Source organism: Sphingomonas sp. AOB5 (assembly GCF_029433115.1).
GTDB lineage: Bacteria > Pseudomonadota > Alphaproteobacteria > Sphingomonadales > Sphingomonadaceae > Sphingomonas.
The window spans coordinates 13,633-40,080 of record NZ_JARNTV010000034.1; the positions used below are offsets into that span (position 1 = coordinate 13,633).

Below are 26,448 nucleotides of genomic sequence, written 5' to 3' on the forward strand. Positions count from 1 at the left end.
GCGATGGGCGCGATCCTGACCCTGCTGGCGATGGCCGCATTCCAGGACGCGCCGCCGCCCGCACAGGATGCGCCGCCTCCGCCGCAGGACGCGCCCAAGACCGATAAGCGCGACACGCCGACCGATCCGGCCGAGACCATCGACGGCCGCCGCCGCCCGGATTACCGCAACCAGCTTCCCGAAGCGGTGATCCAGAACAATCCCGGCGCGGTCCGCGCGCCGCCACCCGAGGCCTTCCCCACCGATCAGGTCCCGATCCCCGATCGCTGGCGGCTGGTCCAGTCGCTCGGCATCGTTTCCGAGAACTGGCGCGATCCGTACAACCAGAACACGCTGAAGGGTGACCGCCCGGTCAACCGCGCCAAGGTGCCGTGGCTGCCGATCCATCACGACGACTGGTTCTTCTCATTGAACCTGGTCAGCGACACGGTGCTGGAACCGCGCACCTTCCCCATCCCCGTCGGCGTGCAGACGACCGAGCGGCCGCAGAGCCTCGACGTCTTCGGATCGCAGGGCAGCTTCGTCTTCTCGCAGACCTTCATCGCGGGCGCATCGCTCACCAAGGGATCGGGCGCGTTCAAGCCGCCCGAGATCGAGTATCGCGTCGCCTTCGCCTATAATATCAGCCATGTGAACGTGCCCGAGCGGCGCGTGCTCGACGTCCGCCCCAGCCGTCCCAGCCGCCGCACCGATAGCTTCTTCGGCGTGCAGGAGTTCTTCGTCGACTATCACATCCGCAACGTCTCCGACCGCTACGACTTCGACTCGATCCGCGTCGGCATCCAGCCGTTTCAGAATGATTTCCGCGGTTTCCTGTTCAACGATCAGCAGTTGGGCATCCGCCTGTTCGGCAATCGCGACGGCAATCGCTTCCAGTATAATCTCGCGGCCTTCTGGCGGCTGGAGAAGGACACCAATTCGGGGCTGAACTCGGTCATCCGCAGTCCGCGCGACGACTTCGTGTTCATCGCCAATGCCTATCGCCAGGACTTCCTGATCCCCGGCCTCACCAGCCAGCTCACCGCGGTCTATAACCGCAACCGCGAGGGCAATGACGTCGAGATCGACGATAACGGCTTCCCGGTCCGCCCGGCGCTGATCGGCGACCTGCGCGGGCGCGATTACGACATCGTCTATCTCGGCTACAATGCGGACGGCCGGATCGGCCGGATCAACGTCACCGCATCGGCCTATGCCGCGCTGGGCGAGGACCGCAATTCGATCTTCACCAGCCGCCCGGCGCAGGTTCGGGCATATTTCGGCGCGACCGAGCTAAGCTACGACCGCGACTGGATGCGCTTCCGCGTCTCGGCGCTCTATGCCAGCGGGGATCGCGATCCCTATGACAATACCGAAACCGGGTTCGACGCGATCTTCGAGAATCCGGTCTTTGCCGGTGCCGACACCAGCTACTGGATCCGCCAGTCGATCCCGTTCGCGGGCGGCGGGCGGGTGATCTCGCTCAGCGGGCGCAACGGCGTGCTCAACTCGGTCCGCTCGTCCAAGGAGCAGGGCCAGTCCAATTTCAACAATCCGGGCACCTTCCTGATCGGCGCGGGTGCGGATTTCGATCTGACGCCGGGTCTGCGCCTGTCCGCCAATGCCAACCGGCTGGCGTTCGACGACACGATCACGCTGCAGGTGCTGCGCAACGAAGGCAGCATCCCCAGCGAGATCGGCTGGGACCTGTCGGCCGCCGCGATCTATCGCCCCTTCGCGACGCAGAATGTCGTGTTCCGCGTCTCCGGCGCGGTGCTGATGCCCAGTGACGGCTTCCGCGACCTGTTCACCAACCGCAGCCAGGACCGGCAATATTACTCGGTCCTCGGCAACATCATCCTGAGCTATTGATGGGCCGTCTGCTCCAGCGCGCGGCCTTCTTCGTCAGCCTGGCGCTGGCGGCGCTGGTCGTGCCCGTCGCGATCCTGCAGGCGAGCGACGAGGAGAAGCCGGTCGAGCGGACCTATGTCACCGCCCCGCCCGCCCCGGCCAGCCAGACGCCGGCGATGGTCGCGGCCAAGTCGGACGGCTGCATGAGCTGCCATACCAAGACCGACGAACCCTCGATGCATGCCAGCAAGGCGGTCCAGCTCGGCTGCGTCGATTGCCATGGCGGCGATGCGGCGGTGCGCGGCGATCCCGATCTGGGCTTCGAGCATGCGCAATATGTCGCGATGCGCGAAAAGGCACATGTGCTGCCGCGCTATCCCAAGACGTGGCACTATCCCAGCTCGGCCAATCCCTCGCGCGGCTACACCTTGCTCAACAAGGAAGCGCCCGAGTTCATCCGCTTCATCAACCCCGGCGACTATCGCATCGTCCGCGAAAGCTGCGGCGCGTGCCATATGGAAGTGATCGAGGCGGCCGAGCGATCGATGATGGCGTCGGGATCGATGCTGTGGGGCGGAGCGGCCTATAATAACGGCATCGCGCCCTACAAGAACTACATCTTCGGCGAGGCCTATACCCGCACCGGCGAACCCGCGAAGATCGTCTCGGCGGGCGATCCGCCGGGCAATCCCACTGCGAAGGAGCGGGCGCGCGGCGCGCTGGCGGAACTCTATCCGTTGCCGACCTGGCATGTCGTGCCGCCTTCGGACGTATTCCGCGTGTTCGAGCGTGGCGGGCGCAACGGCTCCAGCCAGTTCGCCGAAGTCGGCCTGCCCAATCCGACCGGATCGATCCAGCGGCTGGAGGAGCCGGGCCGCCCCGACCTGAAGCAGTCGAACCGCGGCCCCGCCACCGGCCTGCGCGTCGCGATCCCGATCCTCAACATCCACAAGACCCGGCTCAACGATCCGCTGATGTGGTTCATGGGCACCAACGACCAGCCGGGCGACTATCGCGGATCGGGCTGCACCGGCTGCCATGTGATCTACGCCAATGACCGCGAGCCGCGGCACAGCCTGGGCTATGCCAAGTTCGGCCGCGACGGGCAGAGTGCGACGATCGATCCGACCATCGCCGCCAAGCGCCAGGGCAAGGGCGGCGAGCATGACGATCATGCGAAGAAGGGGGATAAGGGCGACGCCGACCATGGTTCGCTGATCCAGCCCGGCGAGACGTCGGGCGGCGAGAAGGAACGCGGCCACCCGATCCGCCACGCCTTCACCCGCGCGATCCCGACCAGCCAGTGCATGTCCTGCCACCTGCACCAGCCCAACATCTTCCTGAACTCGTACCTCGGCTACACGATGTGGGACTATGAGTCCGACGCGCCGTCGATGTGGCCGAAGAAGCAGAAATATCCGTCGATCGAGGAGCAGCACGCCGTGCTGGACCGCAATCCCGAGGGCGCGGCGGTGCGCGGCCTGTGGGGCGATCTCGATTTCCTGCGCAACGTCTACGATCTCAATCCGTCGCTGAAGGATACCCAGTTCGCGGACTATCACTCGCACGGCTGGAACTTCCGCGGCATCTTCAAGCGCGACCGCGAAGGCAATCTGCTCGACAAGGACGGCAATATCGTCCGACCCGACGATCCCGAGAAGTGGCGCAAGAAGGGCGAAGGTAAGTTCGTGCCCCCCGGCGTGAATCCGGGCAAGGCGGTGCATTTGATGGACATCCATGCCGAGAAGGGCATGCAATGCGTCGATTGCCACTTCGCGCAGGACAGCCATGGCAACGGCCTGATCTATGGCGAAGTCGCCAACGCGGTCGAGATCGGATGCAAGGATTGCCACGGCACTGCGGATGCCTATCCGACCCTGCGCACCTCCGGCCCCGCCGCTCGGCCACAGGGATCGAACCTGGAACTGCTGCGCAATCCCGACGGCAAGCGCCGCTTCGAATGGGTTCCCGACGGCGGCGGACGGCGCAAGCTGATCCAGCGATCGCTGGTCGATCCCAGCCTCGAATGGGACGTGCATCTGGTCAAGAACAGCGTCGATCCCTCCTCGCCCTATTTCAACGAGAAGGCGGCGCGGTCGAAGCTGATGAGCCGTTCGGGCGGCACCGACGGCAGCTTCGCCTTCGGCCCCGGCGTGGACCTGAGCGACCGCGCGCACGATCCGGACAAGATGGCCTGTTTCACCTGTCACCTGAGCTGGACCACCAGCTGCGGCGGCTGCCACTTGCCGATCGAAGCCAACTGGAAGACCTCGACCCATCACTTCAAGGGCGAGGAAACCCGCAACTTCGCGACCTACAACCCGCAGGTCGCGCGCGACGACATGTTCCAGCTCGGCCGGCACCAAGGGACCAAGGGCAACCAGATCGCGCCGGTCCGCTCCTCCTCCGCGCTGATCCTGTCGTCGACCAACGCCAATCGCGAACGCATCTATGTGCAACAGCCGCCGATCAGCTCGATCGGCTTCTCCAGCCAGGCCTTCGCCCCGCATTTCCCGCACACGGTCCGCACCACCGAAACCAAGCGCTGCACCGATTGCCACCTGTCCAGCAAGGACGACAACAATGCGATCATGGCCCAGCTGCTGCTGCTCGGCACCGGCCAGATCAACTTTGTCGGGATGAATGCCTGGACCGGTCTCGAGGGCGGGTTCGAAGCCGTGCGCGTCACCGAATGGGACGAGCCGCAGGCGGTTATCGGCTCATACCTCCAGCGCTATGCATATCCCGATTATTACAAGCTGCATGTCGAGCGGAACAAGCGCGAGCTGAAGAACTGGACCCGCGGCAGCACCTTCGGCCGCGGCGGATCGGGCGAGACCGGCGCGCAGGAAATGTTCCGCAACGTCGTGCAGACCACATCGGGCAAGGTCGGCTGCCTTCAGATGCGCGGCGAGTACATGTACGTCGCGGAAGGCAAGGGTGGCTTCCGCGTCTATGACGTCGCGTCGGTCGCCAACAAGGGCTTCTCCGACGCGATCATCACCGCGCCCTATTCCTCGCTCGGCCATGACACGCGGGTGGAATCGAAGAACGCCACCTGCATGGCGCTGCCCACCAACCAGCCCATCGCGCCGTTGCGCAACACCCAGGCGATGCGCGAGGCAAACCTCGAGCAGCCCTTCCTGCCGATCTACAATTACGCCGCGGTCACCGATGCCGAGGAGGGCCTGTTCCTCGTCGATATCAACACCATGGCGGACGGCGAACTGCGCAACAATTTCCTGAAGCGCGCGGGTCCGGCCTGGAACCCGAACGGCGTGCTGAACGGCGCGCGGCACATCGTGCTGGCGGGCGAGATCGCGTACATCACCGCCAGTGCCGGCCTCGTCGTGGTCGACCTGCACGACCCGCTGAACCCGAAGCTCGCCGCGGTCCGCCCGCTGCAGGACGCGCGGGCCAGCGCGATCCAGTTCCGCTATCTGTGGGTCACCACCGCGAAGGGTGTCGAGCTGTTCGACGTGACCAATCTGCGGAACCCGGTCGCGATCCCATCCGGCCTGATCGCCATGCCCGACGCCCGCCGCCTCTATATCGCCCGCACCTATGCCTATGTCGCGGGCGGTGCGCAGGGGCTGGCGATCGTCAACGTCACCAATCCGACCCGGCCGGCATGGGTGAAGGCCGAGACGTTCGGCGGCCAGCTGAACGACGCATCGGACGTGATCGTCGGCGCGACCAATGCCAGCTTCTTCGCCTATGTCGCCGACGGGCGGAACGGGCTGAAGGTGATCCAGCTCACCTCGCCCGCGACCCAGCCCAATTTCTATGGCTTCAGCCCCGCCCCGGTTCCCGAACTGATCGCCTGGGCGCGCACGCCCACACCGGCACGCGCGCTTTCCCGCGGCCTCGACCGCGATCGCGCTGTGGACGAAACCGGCGGCCAGATCGCGGTGTTCGGGCGGCTGGGATCGCGACCGTTCACCCGGCCGGAAATGGAGCGGCTGTTCATCAATCGCCGCGGCGTGCCATACAAGGTCAGCGACGAACCGGACATGCGGTCGTGGAGACCCAAAAGATAGCCAGCACGAATATGGGTCATCGTCAGCGGGGCACCCTCCGCCTTGCCATCGTCCTCTTCTCCCTCCTGATCCTGGCCTACGCGATCGCCCTCATCGGGTGGCGCGGCGGATATGGCCTGGTCGTGGCCGTATGCCTGATCGCGGCGGTGTCGTGGGTCGCGGACGGATATAAGCAACCCGGCCCGATCGGCCGCGCCCGGCAAATCAGGACCAAGCGCCTGACCCTGCGCCGCGCCGTGCTCGGCGATGTGCCGGCAATGCATGCGATCCTCTCGGACGCGGAAACGCTGCGCTATTGGGACAGCCCGCCGCATCAAAGCATCGAGCAGACCGAGACATGGATCGCGCATCTGCTCGATGCCGATGACGACAATAGCGACGAGTTCATCGTCCTGCGGGACGGCGAAGTGATCGGCTGGCTCGGCGCGAAACACTATCCGTGGATCACCTATATGTTCGCCCGCCACGTATGGGATCAGGGCTATGCGACCGAGGCCCTGTCGGCCTTTACCGGCTATATGTTCGAGCGCGGCCTGAACCTGCAATGCGCGGTCACCGATGCCGCGAATGCGCGCTCGCTGGCGCTGCTCCACCGCCTCGGATTCGAGGAATATCAGCGCGGCCCGCTGACCCATGAGGCGCTCGGTGTCGAGATCGAGTCCGTTTCGCTCGTGCTCTATCCGCCCGGCGGGGGACCGGTTGCCAATCAACCCGCCCTGTAGGATCGATAGCGAATGACCATGCGCTTCATCGCCGCCGCGCTCGCCGCCCTGCTCCTCGCCTTGCCCGCGGCTGCCCAGCGGACCGGTGATGCCTTCGAACAGGACATGCTCCAGCGCTTTCGCAAGGCGGTGCCCGACAGCCAGTTCACGCTGAAAGCCGACGAGCCTCTCGTCCTTCTGGTGAAGGGCGGTGAATGGAACGAGGCGCAGATCAACCTTCATCGGATCGACAATTATTGCCGCCAGTCGACCGCGGACGAGTGCGATACGGCCAAGAGCGAGTTCGTCCGCAAGCTGACCGCCAAGCGCGAGGAACCGACGCGCGAGAATCTGCGTCTGATCGTTCGGGATCAGGAGTATCTCGACTATATCGGCCGCGTCATGCCCGGAAAGGCGGGCGAGGATCCCGCGATCCATCAGCCGATCGGCGAGGGTCTCTACGCCTTCCTCGCCTTCGATACACCCGAGGCCATCGGCGTGATCGGCGACAAGACGCTCAAGGATCTGAACCTGGCTCCGGACGCCGCTTGGTCGCTCGCGCATGCCCAGACCCGGCCCGATCTGCCCGCCATGCCCAGCGTCGATGCCATGAAGCAAGGCCTCGTGTTCCTGGAAGGCGAAGGCTATGTCCCAGGCCTGCTGATCGACCTGCCGGCCTGGGAACGGCTGGCCATCCAGACCGGCCCCGACCTGTTCATGGCGGTGCTGTCCGACCAGCTAGTCGTGGCCGGCATCATGCCCGATGGCCCGGAATTCGAGAAGATGAAGGAAGCCGTCGAGGGAGACTGCAAGGCGATGGAACGCTGCATTTCGCCGCGGACCTATCGCTTGCGCAAGGGTCGCTGGGTGATCGCCCGGTAGGGGGTTCGACATAAAATCCTCCCCCAGAGGGGGAGGGGAACCGCGAAGCGGTGGAGGGGGATTTGCCGCGAGCGATATCGCCTGTGACTTACCCCCTCCGCCAGCCTTCGGCTGCCACCTCCCCCACCGGGGGAGAATTATATGTACCTAGTGGTGCCCATCCGCACCCGGGCGCTCGTCGATCATCAGATGCTTCACCAGCCCCTGCATCCGGCTGTCGAACTTGGCCAGCGGCACCGGGTCCTCGGCGAAGTCGAACATCGTCACCAGTTCGCCCGCGTCCCACCAGTGCAGCGCGTAGCCGGGCATGTCAGCCACCACCATCGGGCGCAGGTCGGGGGCTTCGGGGTCCATCGGGCGCAGGTCGAGCGCAACGCCGGGCGCGGAGGCGGGGCAGATCGCCACGGTCGTCCCCTTCCATTGCGACACGATCGGGCGGTGCAGATGCCCGGTCAGGATCGCGCGGACCTGTTTGTGCCCCTCGATCGTCGCGGCGAAGCGCGCCACCCAGGGTTCATTGCGATGCGTGCGCATCCAGTCGATGCCCACATCGATCGGCGGATGGTGCATCACCAGCACGGTCGGCACGTCCGGCGCCTCGGCCAGCCGCTCGCTCAGCCATGCCGCGCGCACTTCGCAGAACGCGCCGCCATGGCGGCCTTCCTCCAGCGTATCGAGGAAGATCAGGCGCAGCCCGCCCTGATCGACGACATATTGCACGAACCCGCCCGGCGTCGGCACATCGGGCAGCGCGCGCGAGAAATTGGTTCGATTGTCGTGATTGCCGACGATCGGATACCAGGGGCACGGGCAGTCGGCGAGCAGCTCCTTGAGCCGCGCATAACTCTCCACGTCGCCGCGCTCGGTCAGGTCGCCGGTCACCAGCATCAGATCGGGCTTGTTGGGACCGTGCAGCACATGCTGCAGCACGTTCGCCAGCCGTTTCTGGTTATACTCATCGGGATTGTTCGGCTCGAAGCCGACATGGATATCGGTGATCTGGGCGATCAGCATTCGCTCGCCTCCCCCTAGTTTCGCCGCCTGGCGGTGCGTTTCGGCTGCCAAGGCGCCCCGTCACTCAAGTGATAGCTGTGACACATTGCGCACCCGGAAGGAACCTGCGCCTTGGACCCTTCGCCGCCATGACATGTCCGGCACGTCCCGATTCCGGGCAGCATCAGGTCGTTGGCGGTCCCGCTCTCGCCTGCCTTGTGGCAGCTGGCGCAGGTCTCGGTCTTGTGCGCGGCGTGATCGAACCAGCCATGCTGGAAGAAGCGCGATTGCTGGAACACCAGCGCGACGCTCCAGTCGCTGCCGCCCGAGGGCGGGATGACGGTATGGCATTCGGTGCAGACGCCCGCGCCGGTGAACACCTGTCGCACGATCCCTTCGGCCGAGCTGCCGCGATTGGGGCCGAAGCGTGCATAATAGGTCTGGCCCGCGGCATAGTCGCCCGGACGGCGGCGGCCCTCGATCATTCCGGTCGGTGGTGAGGGCGTCCGTCCGCGCCACGTCGCGCGCAGGTCCGCGACCATTTGCGCGACATCGCCATGGCGCAGCGTCCGCACCGTGCCGCCGATCCGGTCGAAGGCGAGGCTGTGGCACATGCCGCAATTGCGCTCCATCTCGACCGGCTGGAAGCGGGTGCCGTCCGCGGTCGGCGTGTGGCAATCCTTGCATTCCAGCGCCTCGCCGAACGGATAGCGGCCGCGCAGCGTCTGCCCCATCCGCGCCACGCCGCCGGTCTTGCTCAGATGCAGGTCGTGCGGGAATTTCAGGCCCGTCGGATCGCGCGGCTTCGCGTCGAGCGACACCCGCTCGCCCCCCACAACCGGGCGGAACTGCGGATGCGAGGTGCCGAAATCGCCGGCATTGCCCAGCTTGGTGTCCGGCAGGCGCGTGTTCAGCCCGGTATGGCATTCGGCGCAGAAAGCCTGCGGCGTCGCCGCCATCGGCCCGGCACCCTCATGCTCGCTATGGCAATCGACGCACGCCCCCGGCCCCGGCTTGTTGAAGGTCGAAGCCACCGTGTTGAGGAAACGCCCCCAAGCCCCCGGCTCGGCCCGCGCCTTGCCGATCCGCGCGGGCGGGGCATGGTCGTGGGTATCCTTGTGGCAGGTGAGGCACGCGGTATCGCGGACCGATACGAAGGCCTGTTCGTGGCAGCTCTCGCACTTGCCCTCCAGCGCGTGATGCGCGGCGGACAGCGGCCCGCTCGACCATGCTTTCTGCGCCGAGGCTTCGTAGATCGTCTTTTCCGGGCCGAAGCGGTGCGAGAGATAGCTCCATGCCGGGATCGCGAGGAAGCCGACCAGCACCGCCGCGACCAGCAGCCATGCCGTCGCCCGCTTGCCCGGCAGCTTGCCACGCAGCGAGAAGGCGGCGGCCTCATCGCGCTCCTCCTCCGCGTCCGACAGCGCCTCGACGCGCTTGACCGCCAGCACCACATCGCCGTCGGTGTTGCGCGACACGGTGATGCGATGCCCGCCGAACGCCAGCTCGGCGCCCTTGGCCGCGTTGATGTCGATCCGCTTGGCGGAACGTCCATCGACTTCGAAGCCGAGACCCAGCGCCGTGACCGAAATCCGCCGGTCGTCCTTGCGCTCGATCACCGCATGCTTGGGCTCGACGCTCAGATCGGGCAGCGACAGGTCGTTCTCGCCCAGCCGACCGACACTGATGCTGTCCTTGTCGATCCGCGTCTCGCGGACGATCTCGCGGCCCCCGGCAGTGGTCGTCACGGTGCGGATCAGGAAGGCCATGCCGCGCTCCCGATCACCAGAAGAAGAACACGGAGACGATGTGCGCAGTCAGCGCCGCGATCAGCGCGAAGGTCAGCGGCACATGGACGTACAGCCAGATCTCGAGCATCGCCTTGAGCCGCAGATGCTCGCGGACGCGCGCCAGCATCGCCTTTTTCCGCTCGAGCAGCGAGTCGACCTTTTCCAGCGGATCGTCGCCCAGATCGGGCCGGGCCGCGGTCGCCTTGCGGATCTTCGCCAGCGCCTTCGCCGTCGCGCAACCGCGATATTTGCCCGACAGGCGGCGCAGGATTCCGCCCTCGAACGGGTTCTGTTCGAGCGACTTCTGCACCCATCCCGCCGCCTGCGCATCGAGCGGCTGGGCGGCTTCGTGAAGCTGCCGGTCGATGGCGCGGAGGCCTTCCAGCATCTGCGTCTGGGTCAGTTCCTCACGGTTCGAACTCAGCGCACGCGGCAGGGTGGCGTACACCGTGATGCCCCAGATGCCGGAGAGGATCACCAGCATCATCAACGCCCAGGCGAGGGTGTGGACGTTCCACCCGAGCTGAAACCCGGTGTGCAACGTGCCGATCACGATCAGGCTCAGGCCCAGATAGACATGCGCGCTGGTCCAGGCCTTCAGGCTCCAGCGCCCCGCGGTCATCGCCCGCTTGCGGATGCCGAGCGCGGTCAGCCACAGGATCAGCAGCACGCCGATCGTGCCTAGCGTATAGCCGTACCAGCTGCCGCCATTGGGCCGCGGCTTCACGTCGGCCAGGAAGTATCCGACCGTCACCAGCAGGCAGAGGACTGCTGAAATCTTGAGCCAGCGGAACCCCTTGTGTCGCAGGAAGCCGTCATGCAGCGCGGCGTCGCGGCCCCGGATCGCGCGGCTGGCCATCAGCCCTCACGCTCCAGCCGCGACACGCCGAGAAACTCCTCGGGCGCCACACGGATCGCGGCACCGGTCGGGCAGGCGCGGACACAGGCCGGGCCGCCCTTGATCCCCGCGCACATGTCGCACTTGATCGCTTTCTTGGGCTTCTCGACGCCGGACTTCTTGTCCTTGTACTTCCACTTCTTGTCCGGCTCGCCCGGCCCCGGCCCGAGGCCGAGCATCAGCCAGGCGAAGATCGGCGGCTTTTTCGGCGGCACCGAATCCATGCGGATCACACCATAGGGGCAGTTGCGCTGGCAATTGCCGCAGCCGATGCATTTCTCGTCGATAAAGACTTCACCGTCCGGCCCGCGATGGATCGCATTGGGCGGGCAATCGGCCATGCAATGCGGATGCTCGCAATGGCGGCAACTGGTCGGCACGTGGAGGTGCGCATAGGTGCGTCCCGCCTCGCGATCGAGCCGGCTAAGGCCGTCATGACTGTCCGCGCACGCCTTCTCGCAATTGTCGCAGCCGACGCACAGATTTTCGTCGATCAGCAGCACATCGGTCGCTTCGCCGATGCCGTTCTCGACCAGGAAGGCCGCGGTCTGCGAATACATGTCGACCACGCCGGAGAAGCTGTTCTTCTTGCTCTCGATGAAGGCGTTGATGTTCTGCCGGTTGGCCATGTCGGCCTTCAGCTTGGCGAGCAGCTTGGGCTTTTCGGCAAGCAGCTTCAGGAACGCTTCGCCCTTCAGCCGGATCACTTCGGACTTGATCGCGGCCTTCACCGTCGCGGTGCGCCTGCCCCCGGAGATCAGCGCCATTTCGCCGACATAGGAACCCGCTGGAAGGTAGTTCAGGAACACCGGCCGCCCGCCGACCATCTTCTCGACGATCATCGATCCGACGCGGATGACGTAGATGTCCTGCCCTTCCTCGCCTTCGGTCAGGATCGGCTTGCCCGCAGAGACGCTCATGATCTCGCTGGTGTCGAGCACTTCGGCCAGATCCTCGGCGACCAGCCCCGATCCGAACAATTGCAGCAATTGCCGTTCGACCGAGATGCGGGTCAGCGCGCGCTTGGCCGCGGGCACCGACGCCATCAGCTTCAGCGCAGCGGTGCGCGAGATTTCGACGATCACCGCATTCTCGCCCGCGCGCACGGTGGCACCGCGGCGGCGGCCCGAGATCAGGCCGACTTCGCCGAAGACCGATCCCTGCTGGATCGGCACGGTCACCTGTTTGTTCTTGGGATCGATCTCGACCAGCACCGACCCTTGCGCGATCGCGAACAGCGACGATCCGGGATCGTTACGCTCGAAAATCTCCTCGCCGCTCTTGTACGGCCGCACTTCGGAATCGAGCATGAACTCGCGCATCTGCAACGGCGACAGTTCGTTGAGGATGCCGATGTTCGAGCGCAGCAGTTCGAGCCACTCGTCCACGCTGCGCCGTGCCTTGAACCGCGCGAACTTGGCTTCCAGCAGCGGCTCGTCGGCAGGCTTCAGGCTGCGATTGCCGTTGATGAACTCGATGACGTCATAGCCCTGGTTCATGCAGTGCTTGATCAGCGGATAGCCCGCCAGCGCGCCGATCACGAAAATCCCGGGCTTGGTGCTCTCGAAGGTGGGGGTGAGCTTGGGAAAGGCCTCGCGGTCGGGGCTGGTAAACTCGATCCCGCAGCTCTCGATGAAGGCGCGCGGCGCGGCCGACCCCATGCGTGCGATCACCCGGTCGCATCGGATGACTTCCTGACCGTCGCGGGTTTCGAGCACCATCTCGCCCGGCCGGATCTCGGCGGGCGTCGTCTCCAGCCGGATGCTGATCCGTCCCGCCTCGCCCGCTTCGTTGAGCAGCTTGACGTTGGCGCCCTTGGCGCGGGCGAAATCGGCCGAGCGATTGAGGATGGTGACGGTGTTGCCCTGCGCCGCGTCCGCCGCCAGGCCCAGCGCATTCTCGATCCCCGCATCGCCGGAGCCGATGACGGTGATATGCTCGTCGACATATTCGCCGGGATCGTCGAGCTGATACTGGACGTGCGGCAGATTGCCGCCGGGAGCGCGCACCAGATTGGGATTGCCCTGCGTGCCGATCGCCAGCACCACCGTCTCGGCCTCGATCTTCGCGCCGTCGGTCAGCGTCAGCACGAACGCGCCCGCCTCGCCCTCGATCGCCTTCACCTCGCTCTTGTAGCGGACCTGAACCTTGTTCTTCGCGGCCTGATCGTCCCAGGTGCCCAGCACCACCTCGCGCTTGCCCGCATCGAAATCCAGATCGGAGCGAAGCACCAGCGCGCTGGGCGTCGCCATCACGTGCTTGCCCTTCTGGTATTTGTAGATGGTGTCGCTGAGGTGATCGGTCTTTTCGAGCAGCACATGGCTGAGGCCGAGCTGGGCGGCGCGCGCGGCGGCGCTCAGGCCCGCCGGACCCGAACCCACGATCGCGATGCGCACGCGATCAGCCACCGTCTTCCCCCTTGCGCTGACTGCCCTTGGCGACACACTATCATGCTCGTGCAGGTGCGCCAGCGATAACGGCGGGGGTAAAATGGCCGGGGAATCCGAAATTCAGACGCCCAAATGGGCCTTGCCCGCCTTTCTGGGGGCCGCCGCGTTGCTGATCGTCGCGCTGGGCTATGCGGCGATGCGCGACCGGAGTCCTGCGCCCGAGCCGATCAATATGAGCGCCGGTGCCGACGCCCCCACGCTGGAGGAGCTTCAGGCCGCCACGCGGGCCAAGCCCGACGATCCCGAAGCCTGGGCGCGCCTCGCCACCGCTTATTATGAGCGCGAGCAATATGCCGATGGCGTGACCGCGCTCGAACGCGCCACCACGCTGGCACCGGACCGTTCGAACCTGTGGTCGCTGCTCGGCGAGATGCGCATCTATGCCGATGGCCGCGATCCGATGCCGGCCGCTGCAGTCACCGCCTTCGAGAAGGCGCTGGCGCTCGATCCCAAGGACCCCTCCGCCCGCTATTTCATGGCCGTCCGCAAGGATCTGGCCAAGGACCACAAGGGCGCGATCGACGACTGGTTGGCGCTGCTGGCCGACACCCCGCCCGGCGCGCCATGGGAAGCCGATCTGCGGCGCACGATCGAACAGGTCGGCCAGCGCGAGAATATCCCGGTCGCAACCCGCATCGCCGCGATCCGCCAACCTGCGCCGGTCAGCGCGCCGCCGCATGCCACCGCTGCGCCAACGCTGCCCACTCAATCGGGCATCCCCGGCCCCAATGCCGAACAGGTCCGCGAAGCCTCGAAACTGTCGCCCACCGATCAGGACGCGATGGCCCGCGGCATGGTCGGCAACCTCGAGAACCGGCTGCGCGGCGATCCCAAGAATGTCGGCGGCTGGGTGATGCTGATGCGCAGCCGGATGACGCTGAACGAGCCCGACAAGGCGGCGAAGGCCTATCGCGACGCAGTGGCCGCGAACCCGGAAGCGAAGGCAACGCTGCAGGGGGAAGCAAGGACGCTGAGGGTGCCGGGGGTTTAGACCTCTATCCTCCCCCGCCAGGGGGAGGATAAGCGTTACTTCTCGGTCGCTCCGAACACCCCATCCCAATCCGCGCCCGGACCGTTTTCGCGATAGGCGGCCACGCGGCTCGCCATCAGCGCATGGTGTTTGGCAAGGCCATGCGACGCCGCGGACTCCGCCGTCTCGGCCAGCAGCGCGTCGGCCTTGTCCCAGTCCTGCGCGCGATAGGCATTGCCCATCGCGGTGTATTTCTCCGCAAAGCTCTGGAAGCCCGGTTCGATCATCATCGTCTCGTCGCCGAGCAGCACATAGACCAGCTCCGGCGCGTCGCGGCCGACCACACGCACCAGATCGAGCGGCACCGTCGCGAAGTTCGGGATATGCTTCTGCAGGTCGTCGCCGATGGCGATGGTCACGCCATAATATTTGGTCAGCCCCTCGATCCGCGAGGCGAGGTTCACCGTGTCGCCGATCAGCGAATAGCTCAGCCGCTGTGCCGAACCCATATTGCCGACGCAGCACGGGCCCGCGTTCAGTCCGATGCCGATCGCCACGTCGCCCGGCCATGGTTCGGCACTCTGCGCCTGCATCTGCGCGTTGAGCGACTTGAGCCGCTCGGCCATTTCCAGCGCCCCGCGCGCGGCATTGGCATACTGGTCTTCATCGTCGAGCGGCGCGTTCCAGAAGGCCAGGATCGCGTCGCCGATGAACTTGTCGATGGTCGCCTTGCGCCGCAGCAGCACGTCGGTCATCGGCGTCAGGAAGGCGATCAGGAAGCGGATCAGCTGCTGCGCGTCGAGCTTTTCCGAAATGCGCGAGAAGCTGCGGATATCGCAGAACATCACGGTCATCTCGCGCGTCTCGCCGCCCAGCTCGAGCCGGCTCGGATCGTCGGCGATGCGCTTGACCAGTTCGGGCGAGAGATAGCGGTCGAACGCGCGGTGGATGTACGCGCGCTGCCGCTCCTCGCGATAATAGGTGTACGCCGTCTCGCAGACCCAGACGAGGATCAGCCCCAGGATCGGCCAGGTCGGATCGAGCAGCAGCAGCGATTGCCGGAACGCCAGCCAGCTTCCCGCCGCCATGCCCCCGACCATCACCGCGCCCAGGATCGCGCCGCGGGTCGCCCCCATCCATGGCAGCAGCAGCGCCATCAATATGCCGAGCGCCAGCATCAGCCCGCGCTCCATTTCCTGCGCCCAATAGGGGCGGGTGAGGAAATGGGGCTTCTTGTCTGCCGGATCGGCATTGCCGATGATCATCTGCTCGGCCGCCTGCGCATGGACCATCACGCCCAGCTCGCGATCCTGCATCGGCGTGGAGACAAGGTCGCGCAGGCCCGCGGCCCCTGCGCCGACGAAGATGATCTGCCCCTCGAACAGCCGCCGCATCTCCTCGGGCGGCAGCGCATCGGTGAGGATCTTCCAAGCCGGCACGATCCGCTCCGGGACGGGTTTGGTGTAATACATCCAAAGCTCGCCCTGATCGTTGGTCGGCACTTCGAAGCCGCCCACCTTGATCGCGGCCATGTCGACCCGGCCGCCGGCTTCGCCCAGTTCACCGCTGGCGTCGCTGGTCTTGACGATCACCGAACTCACTTCGGGCTGCGCGATCCGCAGCGCCTCGACCGAGAGCGAGGGGACGAACTCGCCATTCTGCATGAACATCAGCGGCGCCTGCCGCACCACGCCGTCGCTGTCGCCGATCCGGCTGACCGAACCCAGCCCGCGTGTCGCTTCGCGCAGCACCGGGATCGGCTGGATCGCGTTGGTGAAGGCGACCTTCCATCCGTTCGGCTTGGATCCGGTATAGGCGATGCCCGCCTTGGGCTCGACCGTCGCACCCTTGCCGTTGCCGTCGAGGAAGAAGCCCAGAACGACGTTCGAATTGGCCAGCACCTGCGCGAAGGCGGCGTCATTGTCGGGCAGCGATTCGAGCGCGGCCACGACGTCGGCGGGCGCCTGTCCCGCCTTGGCGCGCGAGGCGAGCTGCGCGGGCGAAGTGCGGTCCGGCTCGGAGAACACGACGTCGTACGCGACCACCGCCGCGCCGGCCTCGGTCAGCTTCTGCGTCAGCGCCGCGATATCGGTGCGCGGCCATGGCCACTGCCCCAGCTTCTGGATCGATTCGTCGTCGATATCGACGATGCGCACCCCCGCATCCTGATAGGGCCGCGGCGCCGCGCGCTGATAGGCGTCGAACAGTCCCAGCCCGACCCGGTCGACCTGCCGCACGCCGACGATGTTGACCATCAGCACCGCGATCAGCGCCAGCAGGCCCGGGATCGCCAGGCTCAGGCGATTGCGGAACAGGTTCCAGAAACGGCGTGCGTTGCCCATCGCTCCCCCTCGCTTCACGATCTAGCACATAAAGATCGTTACGGAAGCATCGCGAGCGTTGCCCCCGCGCGGCGCTGCCCTTATCCGGGACGCATGGCTGACAGCGCGATCATCCACATCGTCGACGACGACGCATCGCTTCGCGCGGCGCTGGAGAGCCTGTTCCGTTCGGTCGGGCTGGCCGCCCGCGGCCATGCCTCGGTCGCCGACTTCCTTGCCGCCGAGCGCGAGGACGCGCCGGGCTGCCTCGTGCTCGACGTGCGCATGCCGGGGATCAGCGGCCTCGATTTCCAGGACCGGCTCGACGAGCTGGGCATCATGCTGCCCGCCATCCTGATGAGCGGGCATGGCGATATCCCGATGTCGGTGCGCGCGATGAAGGCAGGAGCGATCGACTTCCTCGTCAAGCCGTTCCGCGATCAGGACATGCTCGACGCGGTCGCCGCGGCAATGGAACGCGATGCCAAGCGCCGCGCCGAGGCCAGCGACGATGCCGGGCTGCGCGATCTCTACGCCACCCTGTCCCCGCGCGAGCAACAGGTGATGGGGCTGGTCGTCACCGGCAAGCTCAACAAGCAGGTCGCCTATGATCTGAGCCTGTCCGAAGTCACGGTGAAGATCCATCGCGGCGCGGCGATGCGCAAAATGGGCGCCCGCACCTTGCCCGATCTGGTGCGCATGGCGGGCAAGCTGGGTATCGCCGCGTCCTGAAACCGGACGCCGTAGAAGCCCGTAATACCAACGGATTATATCCCGTCGCACCGCTCTGGGCCACATGAGGACCCGGGACGGCGTCGCATCACCTTCCCCCAGTGAAGGAATGAGTCGCGTGCCCCTGACGGCCCCTATGATCGCCATCGTCGAGGACGATGAATCGCTGCGCCCGGCTCTGGTCGGTTTCGTCCGGTCGCTCGGCTATATCGGCGAAGGCTTCGCTTCGGCCGAAGCGTTCCTCGATGGCGATGCCCAGTCGCGCGCCGCCTGCCTCGTCTCCGATTACCAGCTTCCCGGCATGAACGGCCTCGATCTCAGCGCGCGGATGCAGGGCACCCTGCCCGTCATCCTTGTCACGGCGCGCACCGAGCGCAGCATCGACGAGCGGGCCGAGGCAGCGGGGGTCCGCTGCCTGTTGCGCAAACCGTTCGAGACCGACGCACTGGCCGACTGCATCCGCCGCGCGCTGGACTCCTGACGCAGCCTCGGGGACAAAAGCAACGTGGGGACCCCGGCCGACATTCTCGATCTCGTCCATGAAAGCGTCGTCACGCGCGATGCGCAGGGCCGCATCCTTTCCTGGAACAAGGCCAGCGAAACGCTGTACGGCCATGCCCGCGCCGACGCGCTGGGCCGCGACCTCAACATATTACTCGGCAGCCGCCACGAAAGCGCGCTCGCCGATCTCGACACGCAGCTCCATGCCGATGGCCGCTGGGAAGGCGAACTGACCCGCACCACCGCGGCGGGCGATACGCTGGTGCTGGACGTCCGCTGGACGGTCGAACGCGATGCCGCGGGCAATCTCGTCCGCATCGTCGAGACTGCGCGCGACATCTCGCGCCGCAAGGCTGCCGAGGACGCCCTGCGGCTCAGCGAATATCGCTATCGCAACATGTTTCAGGCGATGGCGGTCGCCTTCTGGGAAGTCGATTTCACCGGCGTCGGCGCGATGCTGATCCCGCTGCGCAATCAGGGCGTCACCGATCTGGGTGCCTATCTCCACGCCAATCGCGACTTCGTGCGCGAGACGATGCGCCATGCCACCATCGGCGACGTGAACCCGCAGGCGCTGGAACTGTTCGGCGCGGCCACGGTCGATCAGATGAAGGGTCGCACCATCGACGGCTTCTGGCCGCGCGAGAGCGAGCATATCTATATCGACGCGCTGGTCGCGACGATGAGCCGCCAGCCCTATCTGATGACCGAGACCCGGCTGAACCGCGTCGATGGCGGCCAGATCGACGTGCTGTTCACCGTCTCGCTGTGCGAGGAAGCCCGCAAGCGCGGCATCCTGCTGATCGGCGTGGTCGATATCTCGGCGCGCAAGGCGGCCGAGGCGGCGCTGGCCCGGCTCCAGTCCGAATTCGCCCATGCCACCCGCGTCTCGATGCTGGGCGAACTGACCGCGTCGATCGCGCACGAGGTCAACCAGCCGCTCGCCGCGATCGCCACCAGCGGATCGGCGGCGCAGCGCTGGCTGGCGAACGAGGAACCCGATCTGGGCGAGGTCCGCGATCTGGCCGAGCGCATCGTCGGCGACGCGCGCCGTGCCGCGTCGATCATCGCCCGCGTCCGCGCAATGGCCGAACGCCGCGAGACCGAGCGTGTCGCGCTGTCGCTGAACGGGCTGGTCGAGGAGAGCCTCGCCTTTCTCGGCCACGAGCTTCAGGGCCGCCGCGTCGTAGTCGAGCGCAACCTCGCGCCCGATCTGCCCGAAACATTGGCCGACCGCACCCAGCTCCAGCAGGTGATCGTCAATCTCGCGGTCAACGCCGCGCAGGCGATGGAGAGCGGCACCACCGATCCGCTGCTCCGCTTTACCACCGAAGCGCGGGATGGCCGCGTGATCCTGACGGTCGAGGATAATGGTCCCGGCATCCCGGGCGAACCGGAAAAGCTGTTCGACAGCTTCTACACCACCAAGCCCGCAGGCATGGGTATGGGCCTGCCGATCTGCCGCACCATCGTCGAAGCGCATGGCGGGACGATCGAAGCGGCGAATGGCGATGCGGGTGCACGGTTCGTGGTGACGTTGCCGGCCACCGCCTGACTTAGCCATCTCCAGCGAAAGCAGGAGAGGGCTAAGCGACCCATACCAACGTATTACCCTCGCACCCGCCCGCGTAATATCGCGCCGCCCGCCCCTCCGTCATTCTACCTACATGGACGGAAGCAAGGCTGACCGTCCCCCCAAACAGGAGGATCGGATCATGTCGAAGACCATCGTTCTCATCCACGGCGCGTGGCTCAACTCGAAGAGCTGGGAGGGCTTCAAGGCCCGCTACGAGGCGCAGGGCTACACCGTCATCGCGCCGGACTGGCCCTATGACGATCGCGATCCCGCCGATCTGCGCGCCGATCCCGATCCGGCGCTCGCCAAGCTGAGCCAGCGCCAGATCATCGCCCATTATGCCGACATCATTCGGGCGCTTCCCGAGGAACCGATCCTGATCGGCCATTCGCTGGGCGGCGTGTTCGTGCAGCATCTGCTCGACATGGGCCTGGGCGTGGCCGGCGTAGCGATCGATCCGGCGCCGACACCCGGCGTCCCGCTCGGGCCGCATGCCATCTGGTCGGCGCTGCCGGTGCTCGGCGATCCGTTCAGCTGGCTCAAGGCCAAGGTGATGTCGCGCAACTATTTCAAGAACCGCTTCGCCCAGACCGCGCCCAAGGATCAGGCCGATGCGCTCTACGACCGCTACATCGTCCCCACCCCCGGCCGGGTCTATTGGAACGGCGTGGTCGGCGTCATCAAGATCAACTGGAAGAACCCGGCCCGCGCGCCGCTCCTCCTGATCGGTGGCGAGAAGGATCTGATCGCCGACGCCAGCATGACCCGCGCGATCTACAAGAAGCAGCTCCAGGCCCCCTCGATCACCGAATATAAGGAATTCGCCGGCCGCTCGCACTGGACCGGGATCGATGCCGGCTGGGAGCAGGTCGCCGATTATGCGCTGGGCTGGGCCGTCGGCCATGCCCGCGCGCAGAAGGTGACCCCGATTTCCAAGGCGGCCTGACCCCCGGCCCGTCTTGACGCAAGCCCGGGCGGTCCTCCCCCTCCCCTCGCCGCCCGGGCACCCCATTCGCCCTCTGACATCGGTGTCAGTCATGCTAGGCTGCACCCGCCAGGGGAAGGCGACTCGCACCTCGAAAGACAGGAGCTTCCAATGCCCTTCATCACCACCGACGACGGCACCCAAATCTTCTACAAGGACCAGGGATCGGGCCAGCCGGTCCTGTTCTCGCACGGCTGGCCGCTGAGCGGCGATGCGTGGGACGGCCAGATGGTCTTCATGGGCCAGAACGGCTTCCGCGTGATCGCGCATGACCGCCGCAGCCATGGCCGTTCTGACCAGACCTGGGACGGCAACCATATGGATCGCTATGCCGACGATCTGCACGCGCTGATCACCCAGCTCGACCTCAAGGACATCATCCTCGTCGGCCATTCGACCGGCGGGGGCGAGATCACCCATTATGTCGGCCGCCACGGCACCGATCGGGTTGCGAAGATGGTGCTGGTCGGCGCGGTCCCGCCGCTGATGCTCAAGACCGAAGCCAATCCCGGCGGCCTGCCGATCGAGGTGTTCGACGGCATCCGCAAGGGCACGTTCGACGACCGGTCGCAGTTCTACAAGGACCTGACCATGCCGTTCTACGGCTATAACCGCGAAGGCGCTAAGGTCAGCGAAGGGGTTCGCGAGAGCTTCTGGCTGCAGGGCATGATGGGCGGGCTTAAAGGCCAGCTCGACTGCATCCACGAATTCTCGGAAGTCGACTACACCCCCGATCTGCTCAAGATCGACGTGCCGCTGCTGATCATCCATGGCGATGACGACCAGATCGTCCCCATCGGCGCGGCGGGCCTGAAGACGCACGAGATCGTCAAGGGTTCGGAGCTGAAGGTCTATGAAGGCGCGCCGCATGGTCTGGCGACCACGCTGCAGGATCGCTTCAACGCCGATCTGCTCGCCTTCGCTACCGCCAAGACGCTGGTCGAGGCCTGATGACATGGCGGAGATCGTCCTGATCCATGGCGCATGGGTCACCACCGCCAGCTGGGACGATCTCCGCCGCTTCCTCGAGGCCGCCGGCCATGTCGTCCACACGCCGACCTGGCCGTTCCTTGAGGGCAAGACCGCCGCGGAGATCGTCGCGGCACCGCCCAAAGGCTTTGGCAGCCTGACCGTCAACAGGATCGCCGATCATCTCGAGCCGCAGATCCCAGAGAACGCAATCCTGATCGGCCACAGCTTCGGCGGGCTGCTGACCCAGATGCTGCTGGATCGCGGCGCGGGCCGCGCGGGGATCGCGGTCAATCCCGTCCCCATCGGCGGCATCGTCCCCGGCCCGACCTCGATCGGCGCGATCCTGCCCATCGTGCTCCGCTGGAATGCGTGGAATCGCCCGTGGCGCTTCACCCGCGACGGGTGGTTCCGCCGCTTCGCCAACGCAGCGCCGCGTACGAAATCCGACGCCGCCTATGACAGCTTCGTCATCCCCGCGCCGGGCCGCATCTTCTTTCAGGCGGCAAGCTGGATCGGCACCGGCATCGTGCCCGCTCGCCGTACCCGGCCCCTGCTGATCACCGGCAGCGATCTCGACCGGCTGGTGACGCCGTACATCTCGCGCTCGGCATACCGCATCCAGCGCAAGTCGCTCGCCCGCACCGACTATCTCGATCTCGGCGCACGGTCGCATTTTCTGCTCAACGAACCCGGCTGGGAGGCAGTGGCGCAAGCCTGTCTCGATTGGATCGAAACCTTGGGCTAAGAGACCCGGATGAGCGAGAAATTCGAACGCCACCGCCAGCCATGGCGCGCCGATGAGATCCAGAAGCTGCACACGCTGGCCAAGAAGGGCATGGCGCTGAAGGCCATCGCCAAGGCGCTGACCCGCAGCGAGGAGTCGGTGAAGGACCGCGCCAAGCTGGACGGGTTGAACATCGCGAAGCTGCGCTAGGGGTTCACCGCTCGGCGCGGATGAAGATCGACAGAATCCGCCCGATATGCCCGCGGTCGCTTCCGGTCTCGGACAGTTCGAACACCAACCCGTTGCCGCTGACCACGCTGCGCCGGTTGCCATAGCGAGTCTCGCCCGGAACCACCGTCATATCCGGCAGGCACGCCGCGATCCGCTGCGCCATGCTCGCCTGGGTGATTTCCGGCGGCAACAGGCTCTTTCCGCAGATCCAGTTGCGCTGGCTGCTCAACCGGCAATAGCCGCCGGGTATGAGGTTCAGCGGATCGCCTGTCCGATGGAAAGTCTCGAACGGTGTGCTTTCCCGCGCGCCGGCGGCGAGTTTGCCGATCTCATTGCAGAACGGATCCTGACCGGCACCCGACGTGGCAAGCAGCGCCGCCGCAAGAATGAGATGCATGTTTTCCTCCCTCGATCACGCCATCGTCGCCCGGCCCTGCTTGCCGCAGACTGAACAACTGCTACGCGCCCATCAATGTACGATGCGATCATCCTCGGCGGAGGCGCTGCCGGCCTCATGTGCGCCGCGACCGCGGGGCAGCGCGGGCGCCGGGTGCTGCTGCTCGATCATGCCGAGCAGGTCGGCAAGAAGATCCTGATCTCCGGCGGCGGGCGCTGCAACTTCACCAATATCGGCACCGCGCCCGATCGCTACCTCTCGAACAACCCGCATTTCGCCAAGTCCGCGCTCAGCCGCTACACCGCGCGCGATTTCCTCGATCTGGTCGAGCGGCACGGCATCGCCTGGCACGAAAAGACGTTGGGCCAATTGTTCTGCGACGGTTCGGCCAAGCAGATCGTCGAGATGCTGCTGGGCGAATGCGCCATCGGCAAGGTCGAGATCGTCACCGGCCGCGCCACACCCGAAATCGCCCATGACGGCGCCCATTTCCGCGTCGGCACCGCAACGGCGCCCGCGCTGGTGATCGCCACCGGCGGGCCATCGATCCCGAAAATGGGTGCGACCGGCTTCGCATACGATCTCGCCCGCCGCTTCGGCCTGAAAGTGGTCGAACCGCGCCCTGCATTGGTGCCGCTGACGCTGAGTGGCGAGGAAGCGCTGTTCCGCGACCTTTCCGGCGTCGCGACCGACGTGATCGCCAGCGCAGGCAAGGCGAAGTTCCGCGAAGCCGCGCTGTTCACCCATCGCGGCCTGTCCGGCCCCGCGATCCTCCAGGTCAGCAGCTATTGGAAACATGGCGACCCCATCGCCATCGATTTCCTGCCCGATGCCGCAGCCAACTGGCTGACCGAAGCCAAGCGTACCCGCCCGCGCACCACCCTGCGCAAGCTGTTGAGCGAAGCTTTGCCCGACCGCCTCGCCGAAACGCTGGCGGAGAAGCTGGCGCTGACCGGCGAACTGGTGGGCATGACCGACAAGAAGCTGGCCGAAGCCGAACGCGCCCTCGCGGCGTGGCGCTTCCTGCCCAACGGCACCGAAGGCTTCGCCAAGGCCGAAGTCACCATCGGCGGCATCGACACCGCCGGCCTGTCGTCCCAGACGATGGAGGCCCGCAAGGTCCCCGGTCTCTACGCCATCGGCGAAGCGGTGGACGTCACCGGCTGGCTGGGCGGCTACAACTTCCAATGGGCCTGGGCGAGCGGCGTGGCGGCGGGGCAGGCATTGTGAACTCCCCTCCCTGAAAGGGAGGGGTAGGGGGTGGGTTGGCAAGCGAAGCGCAGCCACTCTACGCTCGCAGTATGAGCCGTCGCGTGCCGAAACATTTGACCGAACGCGCCCGCGAGCTTCGCAACAACCCGACGCCAGCGGAACTCGCGATCTGGCACCTGCTGTCACGATATCGACCCGCCTTTACGCGCCAGCATATCGAGGAGCCATTCATCATCGATCTCGCATGCCGCCGGGCAAAACTCGCCATCGAGTTCGATGGAAGCCAACATCTGGAAGCCACTGAAGCGGATCGACAACGCACCGCTTATCTTGAGAACCTTGGCTGGCGCGTGATCCGTTTCTGGAATTCGGAGGTCCTCGAAAATCCTGAAGGCACTGCCCAGCATATCCTGCAGGAGGTCGCCGAGTGCCTCGGCGATACCCACCCCCAACCCCTCCCTTCCAGGGAGGGGAGAAAGAGAAAGCCCCGCTTCGACTAGGATCGCGCTCCGCCCTCCGTACAACTTCAACCTTGCCCTTTGCCTCCATCGCGCCCATGTGGCGCGTTCCATGACATTCGAATCCCTCCCCGCGCTTCTTGGCGAAGCGCTCGCAGCGCGTGGTTATGCCGCGCCTACCGCCGTCCAGGCCGCCGTCATCGAAAACGAAGCGCGCGGACGCGACCTTATCGTCTCGGCGCAGACCGGCTCCGGCAAGACCGTCGCCTTTGGTCTCGCCATGGCCGACGAACTGCTGAACGAAGAAGGCCACGTCGTTCCCAGCCGTGAGCCGCTGGCGCTGATCATCGCGCCGACGCGCGAACTCGCGCTGCAGGTCAGCCGCGAGCTGATGTGGCTCTATGGCAATGCCGGCGCGCGCATCGCCACCTGCGTGGGTGGCATGGATGCCTCGAAGGAGCGCCGTAACCTCAGCTATGGCGCGCATATCGTCGTCGGTACGCCGGGCCGTCTGCGCGATCACCTCGAACGCGGCGCGCTCAACCTGTCGGCGCTCAAGGTCGCCGTACTCGACGAAGCCGACGAGATGCTCGACATGGGCTTCCGCGAGGATCTGGAAGAGATTCTCGACGCGACGCCGGGCGAGCGCCGCACACTCCTCTTCTCGGCCACCATGCCCAAGCCGATCGTGGCGCTGGCCAAGCGCTATCAGCGCGACGCGCTGCGCATCTCGACCGTGGGCGAGGATCGCGGCCATGGCGACATCGCCTATCAGGCCGTCGCGGTCAGCCCGTCCGACATCGAGCATGCGGTCATCAACCTGCTCCGTTTCCACGAAGCCGAGACGGCGATGCTGTTCTGCGCCACGCGCGACAATGTCCGCCGCCTGCACGCGACGCTGGTCGAGCGCGGCTTCGCTGCCGTGGCGCTGTCGGGCGAGCATAGCCAGAACGAGCGCAACCACGCGCTGCAGGCGCTGCGCGACCGTCGCGCCCGTGTCTGCGTCGCCACCGACGTGGCGGCACGCGGCATCGATCTGCCGACGCTCAGCCTCGTCATCCATGTCGAGCTGCCGCGCGATGCCGAAACGCTCCAGCACCGCTCGGGCCGCACCGGCCGCGCGGGCAAGAAGGGCACCGCCGTCCTGATCGTCCCCTATCCGCGCCGCCGCCGCGTGGAGCAGGTGCTGAAGGGCGCGCGCATCCAGTTCGAATGGGTCGACTCGCCCACACCCGAAGCGATCCGTGCGCAGGATCATGAGCGGCTGCTCGCCAATCTGCTCGAGCCGGTCGAGTTCGACGACGAGGATCGCGCGCTGGCAACCCGCCTGCTGGCCGAGCGCAGCCCGGAGGATATCGCCGCCGCGCTGGTCCAGGCGCATCGCGGCAAGCTGCCCCAGCCCGAGGAACTGAGCGACCGCAGCCATTCGGACCGCCGCGAAGAGCGTCAGGACGGTCATCGCGCGGGCTTCGAGGATATCGTGTGGTTCCGCATGGATATCGGCCGCCGCCAGAATGCCGATCCGCGCTGGATCCTGCCCTTGCTGTGCCGCCGCGGCCACATCACCAAGAACGAGATCGGCGCGATCCGCATCGGCCCGTCCGAGACGATGTTCCAGGTGCCCCGCGCGATCGCCGGCAAGTTCAGCGCCGCACTGGCCCGCACCGCCGGCGATTCGGAAGAGGACGGCATCCGCATCGAGCAGGCCGAAGGCGGCCCCGCCCCGATGCAGGAGCGCCCGCGCCTCCAGCGCAACGGCCCGAACCGCTCCACCGGCCCGCCGCG

Annotated in this window: 21 protein-coding genes; 15 read left to right on the forward strand and 6 right to left on the reverse strand. The window is 66.2% G+C overall.

The window, feature by feature from the left end:
• Positions 1 to 3 precede the first annotated feature (3 nt).
• The 4 genes from P1X14_RS14255 to P1X14_RS14270 are packed head-to-tail and all read left to right on the forward strand — an operon-like array spanning position 4 to position 7,453.
• Entirely contained in the window at positions 4 to 1,851 is a 1,848-nt protein-coding gene (locus P1X14_RS14255; protein ID WP_277316048.1) for a hypothetical protein, read from the forward strand.
• Positions 1,851 to 5,870 carry a hypothetical protein gene (locus tag P1X14_RS14260; RefSeq protein WP_277316049.1) on the forward strand — a complete coding sequence of 1,340 codons (4,020 nt, stop codon included), beginning with the start codon at positions 1,851 to 1,853 and terminating at the stop codon, positions 5,868 to 5,870. The genes P1X14_RS14255 and P1X14_RS14260 overlap by 1 nt, the downstream gene beginning before the upstream one ends.
• Positions 5,871 to 5,881: 11 nt before the next feature.
• The gene (locus tag P1X14_RS14265; protein ID WP_277316050.1) at positions 5,882 to 6,592 is read left to right on the forward strand and encodes a GNAT family N-acetyltransferase; all 711 of its coding nucleotides are present in this window, start codon (positions 5,882 to 5,884) and stop codon (positions 6,590 to 6,592) included.
• Between the two features lie 12 nt (positions 6,593 to 6,604).
• Positions 6,605 to 7,453, forward strand: a complete 849-nt coding sequence (locus P1X14_RS14270) for a hypothetical protein (RefSeq protein WP_277316051.1) — start codon at positions 6,605 to 6,607, stop codon at positions 7,451 to 7,453.
• A 147-nt stretch (positions 7,454 to 7,600) separates the two neighbouring features.
• Here the strand turns inward: P1X14_RS14270 and P1X14_RS14275 are convergent, their stop codons facing one another.
• Genes P1X14_RS14275 through P1X14_RS14290 form a run of 4 tightly spaced genes read right to left on the reverse strand, consistent with a single transcriptional unit; the run spans position 7,601 to position 13,542 of the window.
• Positions 7,601 to 8,467, reverse strand: a complete 867-nt coding sequence (locus P1X14_RS14275) for a phosphodiesterase (protein WP_277316052.1) — start codon at positions 8,465 to 8,467, stop codon at positions 7,601 to 7,603.
• A 14-nt stretch (positions 8,468 to 8,481) separates the two neighbouring features.
• Positions 8,482 to 10,215 (reverse strand): cytochrome c3 family protein, encoded by a 1,734-nt coding sequence (locus tag P1X14_RS14280; protein ID WP_277316053.1) that lies wholly within the window; start codon positions 10,213 to 10,215, stop codon positions 8,482 to 8,484.
• 13 nt (positions 10,216 to 10,228) lie between these two features.
• On the reverse strand, positions 10,229 to 11,095 hold the full coding sequence (locus P1X14_RS14285) for a hypothetical protein (protein WP_277316054.1): 867 nt from the start codon (positions 11,093 to 11,095) through the stop codon (positions 10,229 to 10,231).
• Positions 11,095 to 13,542, reverse strand: a complete 2,448-nt coding sequence (locus tag P1X14_RS14290) for an NAD(P)-binding domain-containing protein (protein WP_277316055.1) — start codon at positions 13,540 to 13,542, stop codon at positions 11,095 to 11,097. Before P1X14_RS14290 ends, P1X14_RS14285 begins: the two co-directional genes overlap by 1 nt.
• A gap of 82 nt (positions 13,543 to 13,624) precedes the next feature.
• Between P1X14_RS14290 and P1X14_RS14295 the strand changes: the two genes are divergently transcribed.
• Entirely contained in the window at positions 13,625 to 14,575 is a 951-nt protein-coding gene (locus P1X14_RS14295; protein ID WP_277316056.1) for a tetratricopeptide repeat protein, read from the forward strand.
• A gap of 35 nt (positions 14,576 to 14,610) precedes the next feature.
• Here the strand turns inward: P1X14_RS14295 and P1X14_RS14300 are convergent, their stop codons facing one another.
• Entirely contained in the window at positions 14,611 to 16,896 is a 2,286-nt protein-coding gene (locus tag P1X14_RS14300) for an adenylate/guanylate cyclase domain-containing protein (protein ID WP_277316057.1), read from the reverse strand.
• 93 nt (positions 16,897 to 16,989) lie between these two features.
• Between P1X14_RS14300 and P1X14_RS14305 the strand changes: the two genes are divergently transcribed.
• The 7 genes from P1X14_RS14305 (at position 16,990) to P1X14_RS14335 (ending at position 22,575) form a co-directional block, all read left to right on the forward strand.
• Positions 16,990 to 17,607 (forward strand): response regulator transcription factor, encoded by a 618-nt coding sequence (locus P1X14_RS14305; RefSeq protein ID WP_277316058.1) that lies wholly within the window; start codon positions 16,990 to 16,992, stop codon positions 17,605 to 17,607.
• 118 nt (positions 17,608 to 17,725) lie between these two features.
• Positions 17,726 to 18,088, forward strand: coding sequence for a response regulator (locus tag P1X14_RS14310; RefSeq protein ID WP_277316059.1), 363 nt, complete (start codon positions 17,726 to 17,728; stop codon positions 18,086 to 18,088).
• A gap of 24 nt (positions 18,089 to 18,112) precedes the next feature.
• A complete protein-coding gene (locus P1X14_RS14315) occupies positions 18,113 to 19,663 on the forward strand; it encodes a PAS domain S-box protein (RefSeq protein ID WP_277316060.1) in 1,551 nt (516 codons plus the stop codon).
• Between the two features lie 160 nt (positions 19,664 to 19,823).
• A complete protein-coding gene (locus P1X14_RS14320) occupies positions 19,824 to 20,630 on the forward strand; it encodes an alpha/beta hydrolase (RefSeq protein WP_277316061.1) in 807 nt (268 codons plus the stop codon).
• Between the two features lie 150 nt (positions 20,631 to 20,780).
• Complete coding sequence (locus tag P1X14_RS14325; protein ID WP_277316062.1) at positions 20,781 to 21,620, forward strand: alpha/beta hydrolase; 840 nt, start codon at positions 20,781 to 20,783, stop codon at positions 21,618 to 21,620.
• A 4-nt stretch (positions 21,621 to 21,624) separates the two neighbouring features.
• Positions 21,625 to 22,386, forward strand: a complete 762-nt coding sequence (locus P1X14_RS14330) for an alpha/beta hydrolase (protein ID WP_277316063.1) — start codon at positions 21,625 to 21,627, stop codon at positions 22,384 to 22,386.
• Positions 22,387 to 22,395: 9 nt separating this feature from the next.
• Complete coding sequence (locus tag P1X14_RS14335) at positions 22,396 to 22,575, forward strand: hypothetical protein (RefSeq protein ID WP_277316064.1); 180 nt, start codon at positions 22,396 to 22,398, stop codon at positions 22,573 to 22,575.
• A 4-nt stretch (positions 22,576 to 22,579) separates the two neighbouring features.
• On the opposite strand, the gene P1X14_RS14340 is transcribed toward P1X14_RS14335, so the two are convergent.
• The gene (locus P1X14_RS14340) at positions 22,580 to 22,993 is read right to left on the reverse strand and encodes a hypothetical protein (protein ID WP_277316065.1); all 414 of its coding nucleotides are present in this window, start codon (positions 22,991 to 22,993) and stop codon (positions 22,580 to 22,582) included.
• Positions 22,994 to 23,068: 75 nt separating this feature from the next.
• Between P1X14_RS14340 and P1X14_RS14345 the strand changes: the two genes are divergently transcribed.
• The 3 genes from P1X14_RS14345 to P1X14_RS14355 all read left to right on the forward strand — a co-directional run.
• The gene (locus tag P1X14_RS14345) at positions 23,069 to 24,223 is read left to right on the forward strand and encodes an NAD(P)/FAD-dependent oxidoreductase (RefSeq protein ID WP_277316066.1); all 1,155 of its coding nucleotides are present in this window, start codon (positions 23,069 to 23,071) and stop codon (positions 24,221 to 24,223) included.
• A 71-nt stretch (positions 24,224 to 24,294) separates the two neighbouring features.
• Positions 24,295 to 24,705: a DUF559 domain-containing protein gene (locus tag P1X14_RS14350; protein ID WP_277316067.1), complete on the forward strand. Its 411-nt coding sequence runs from the start codon at positions 24,295 to 24,297 to the stop codon at positions 24,703 to 24,705.
• A 70-nt stretch (positions 24,706 to 24,775) separates the two neighbouring features.
• On the forward strand, positions 24,776 to 26,448 hold a 1,673-nt coding region (locus P1X14_RS14355; RefSeq protein WP_277316068.1), incomplete at its 3' end, for a DEAD/DEAH box helicase.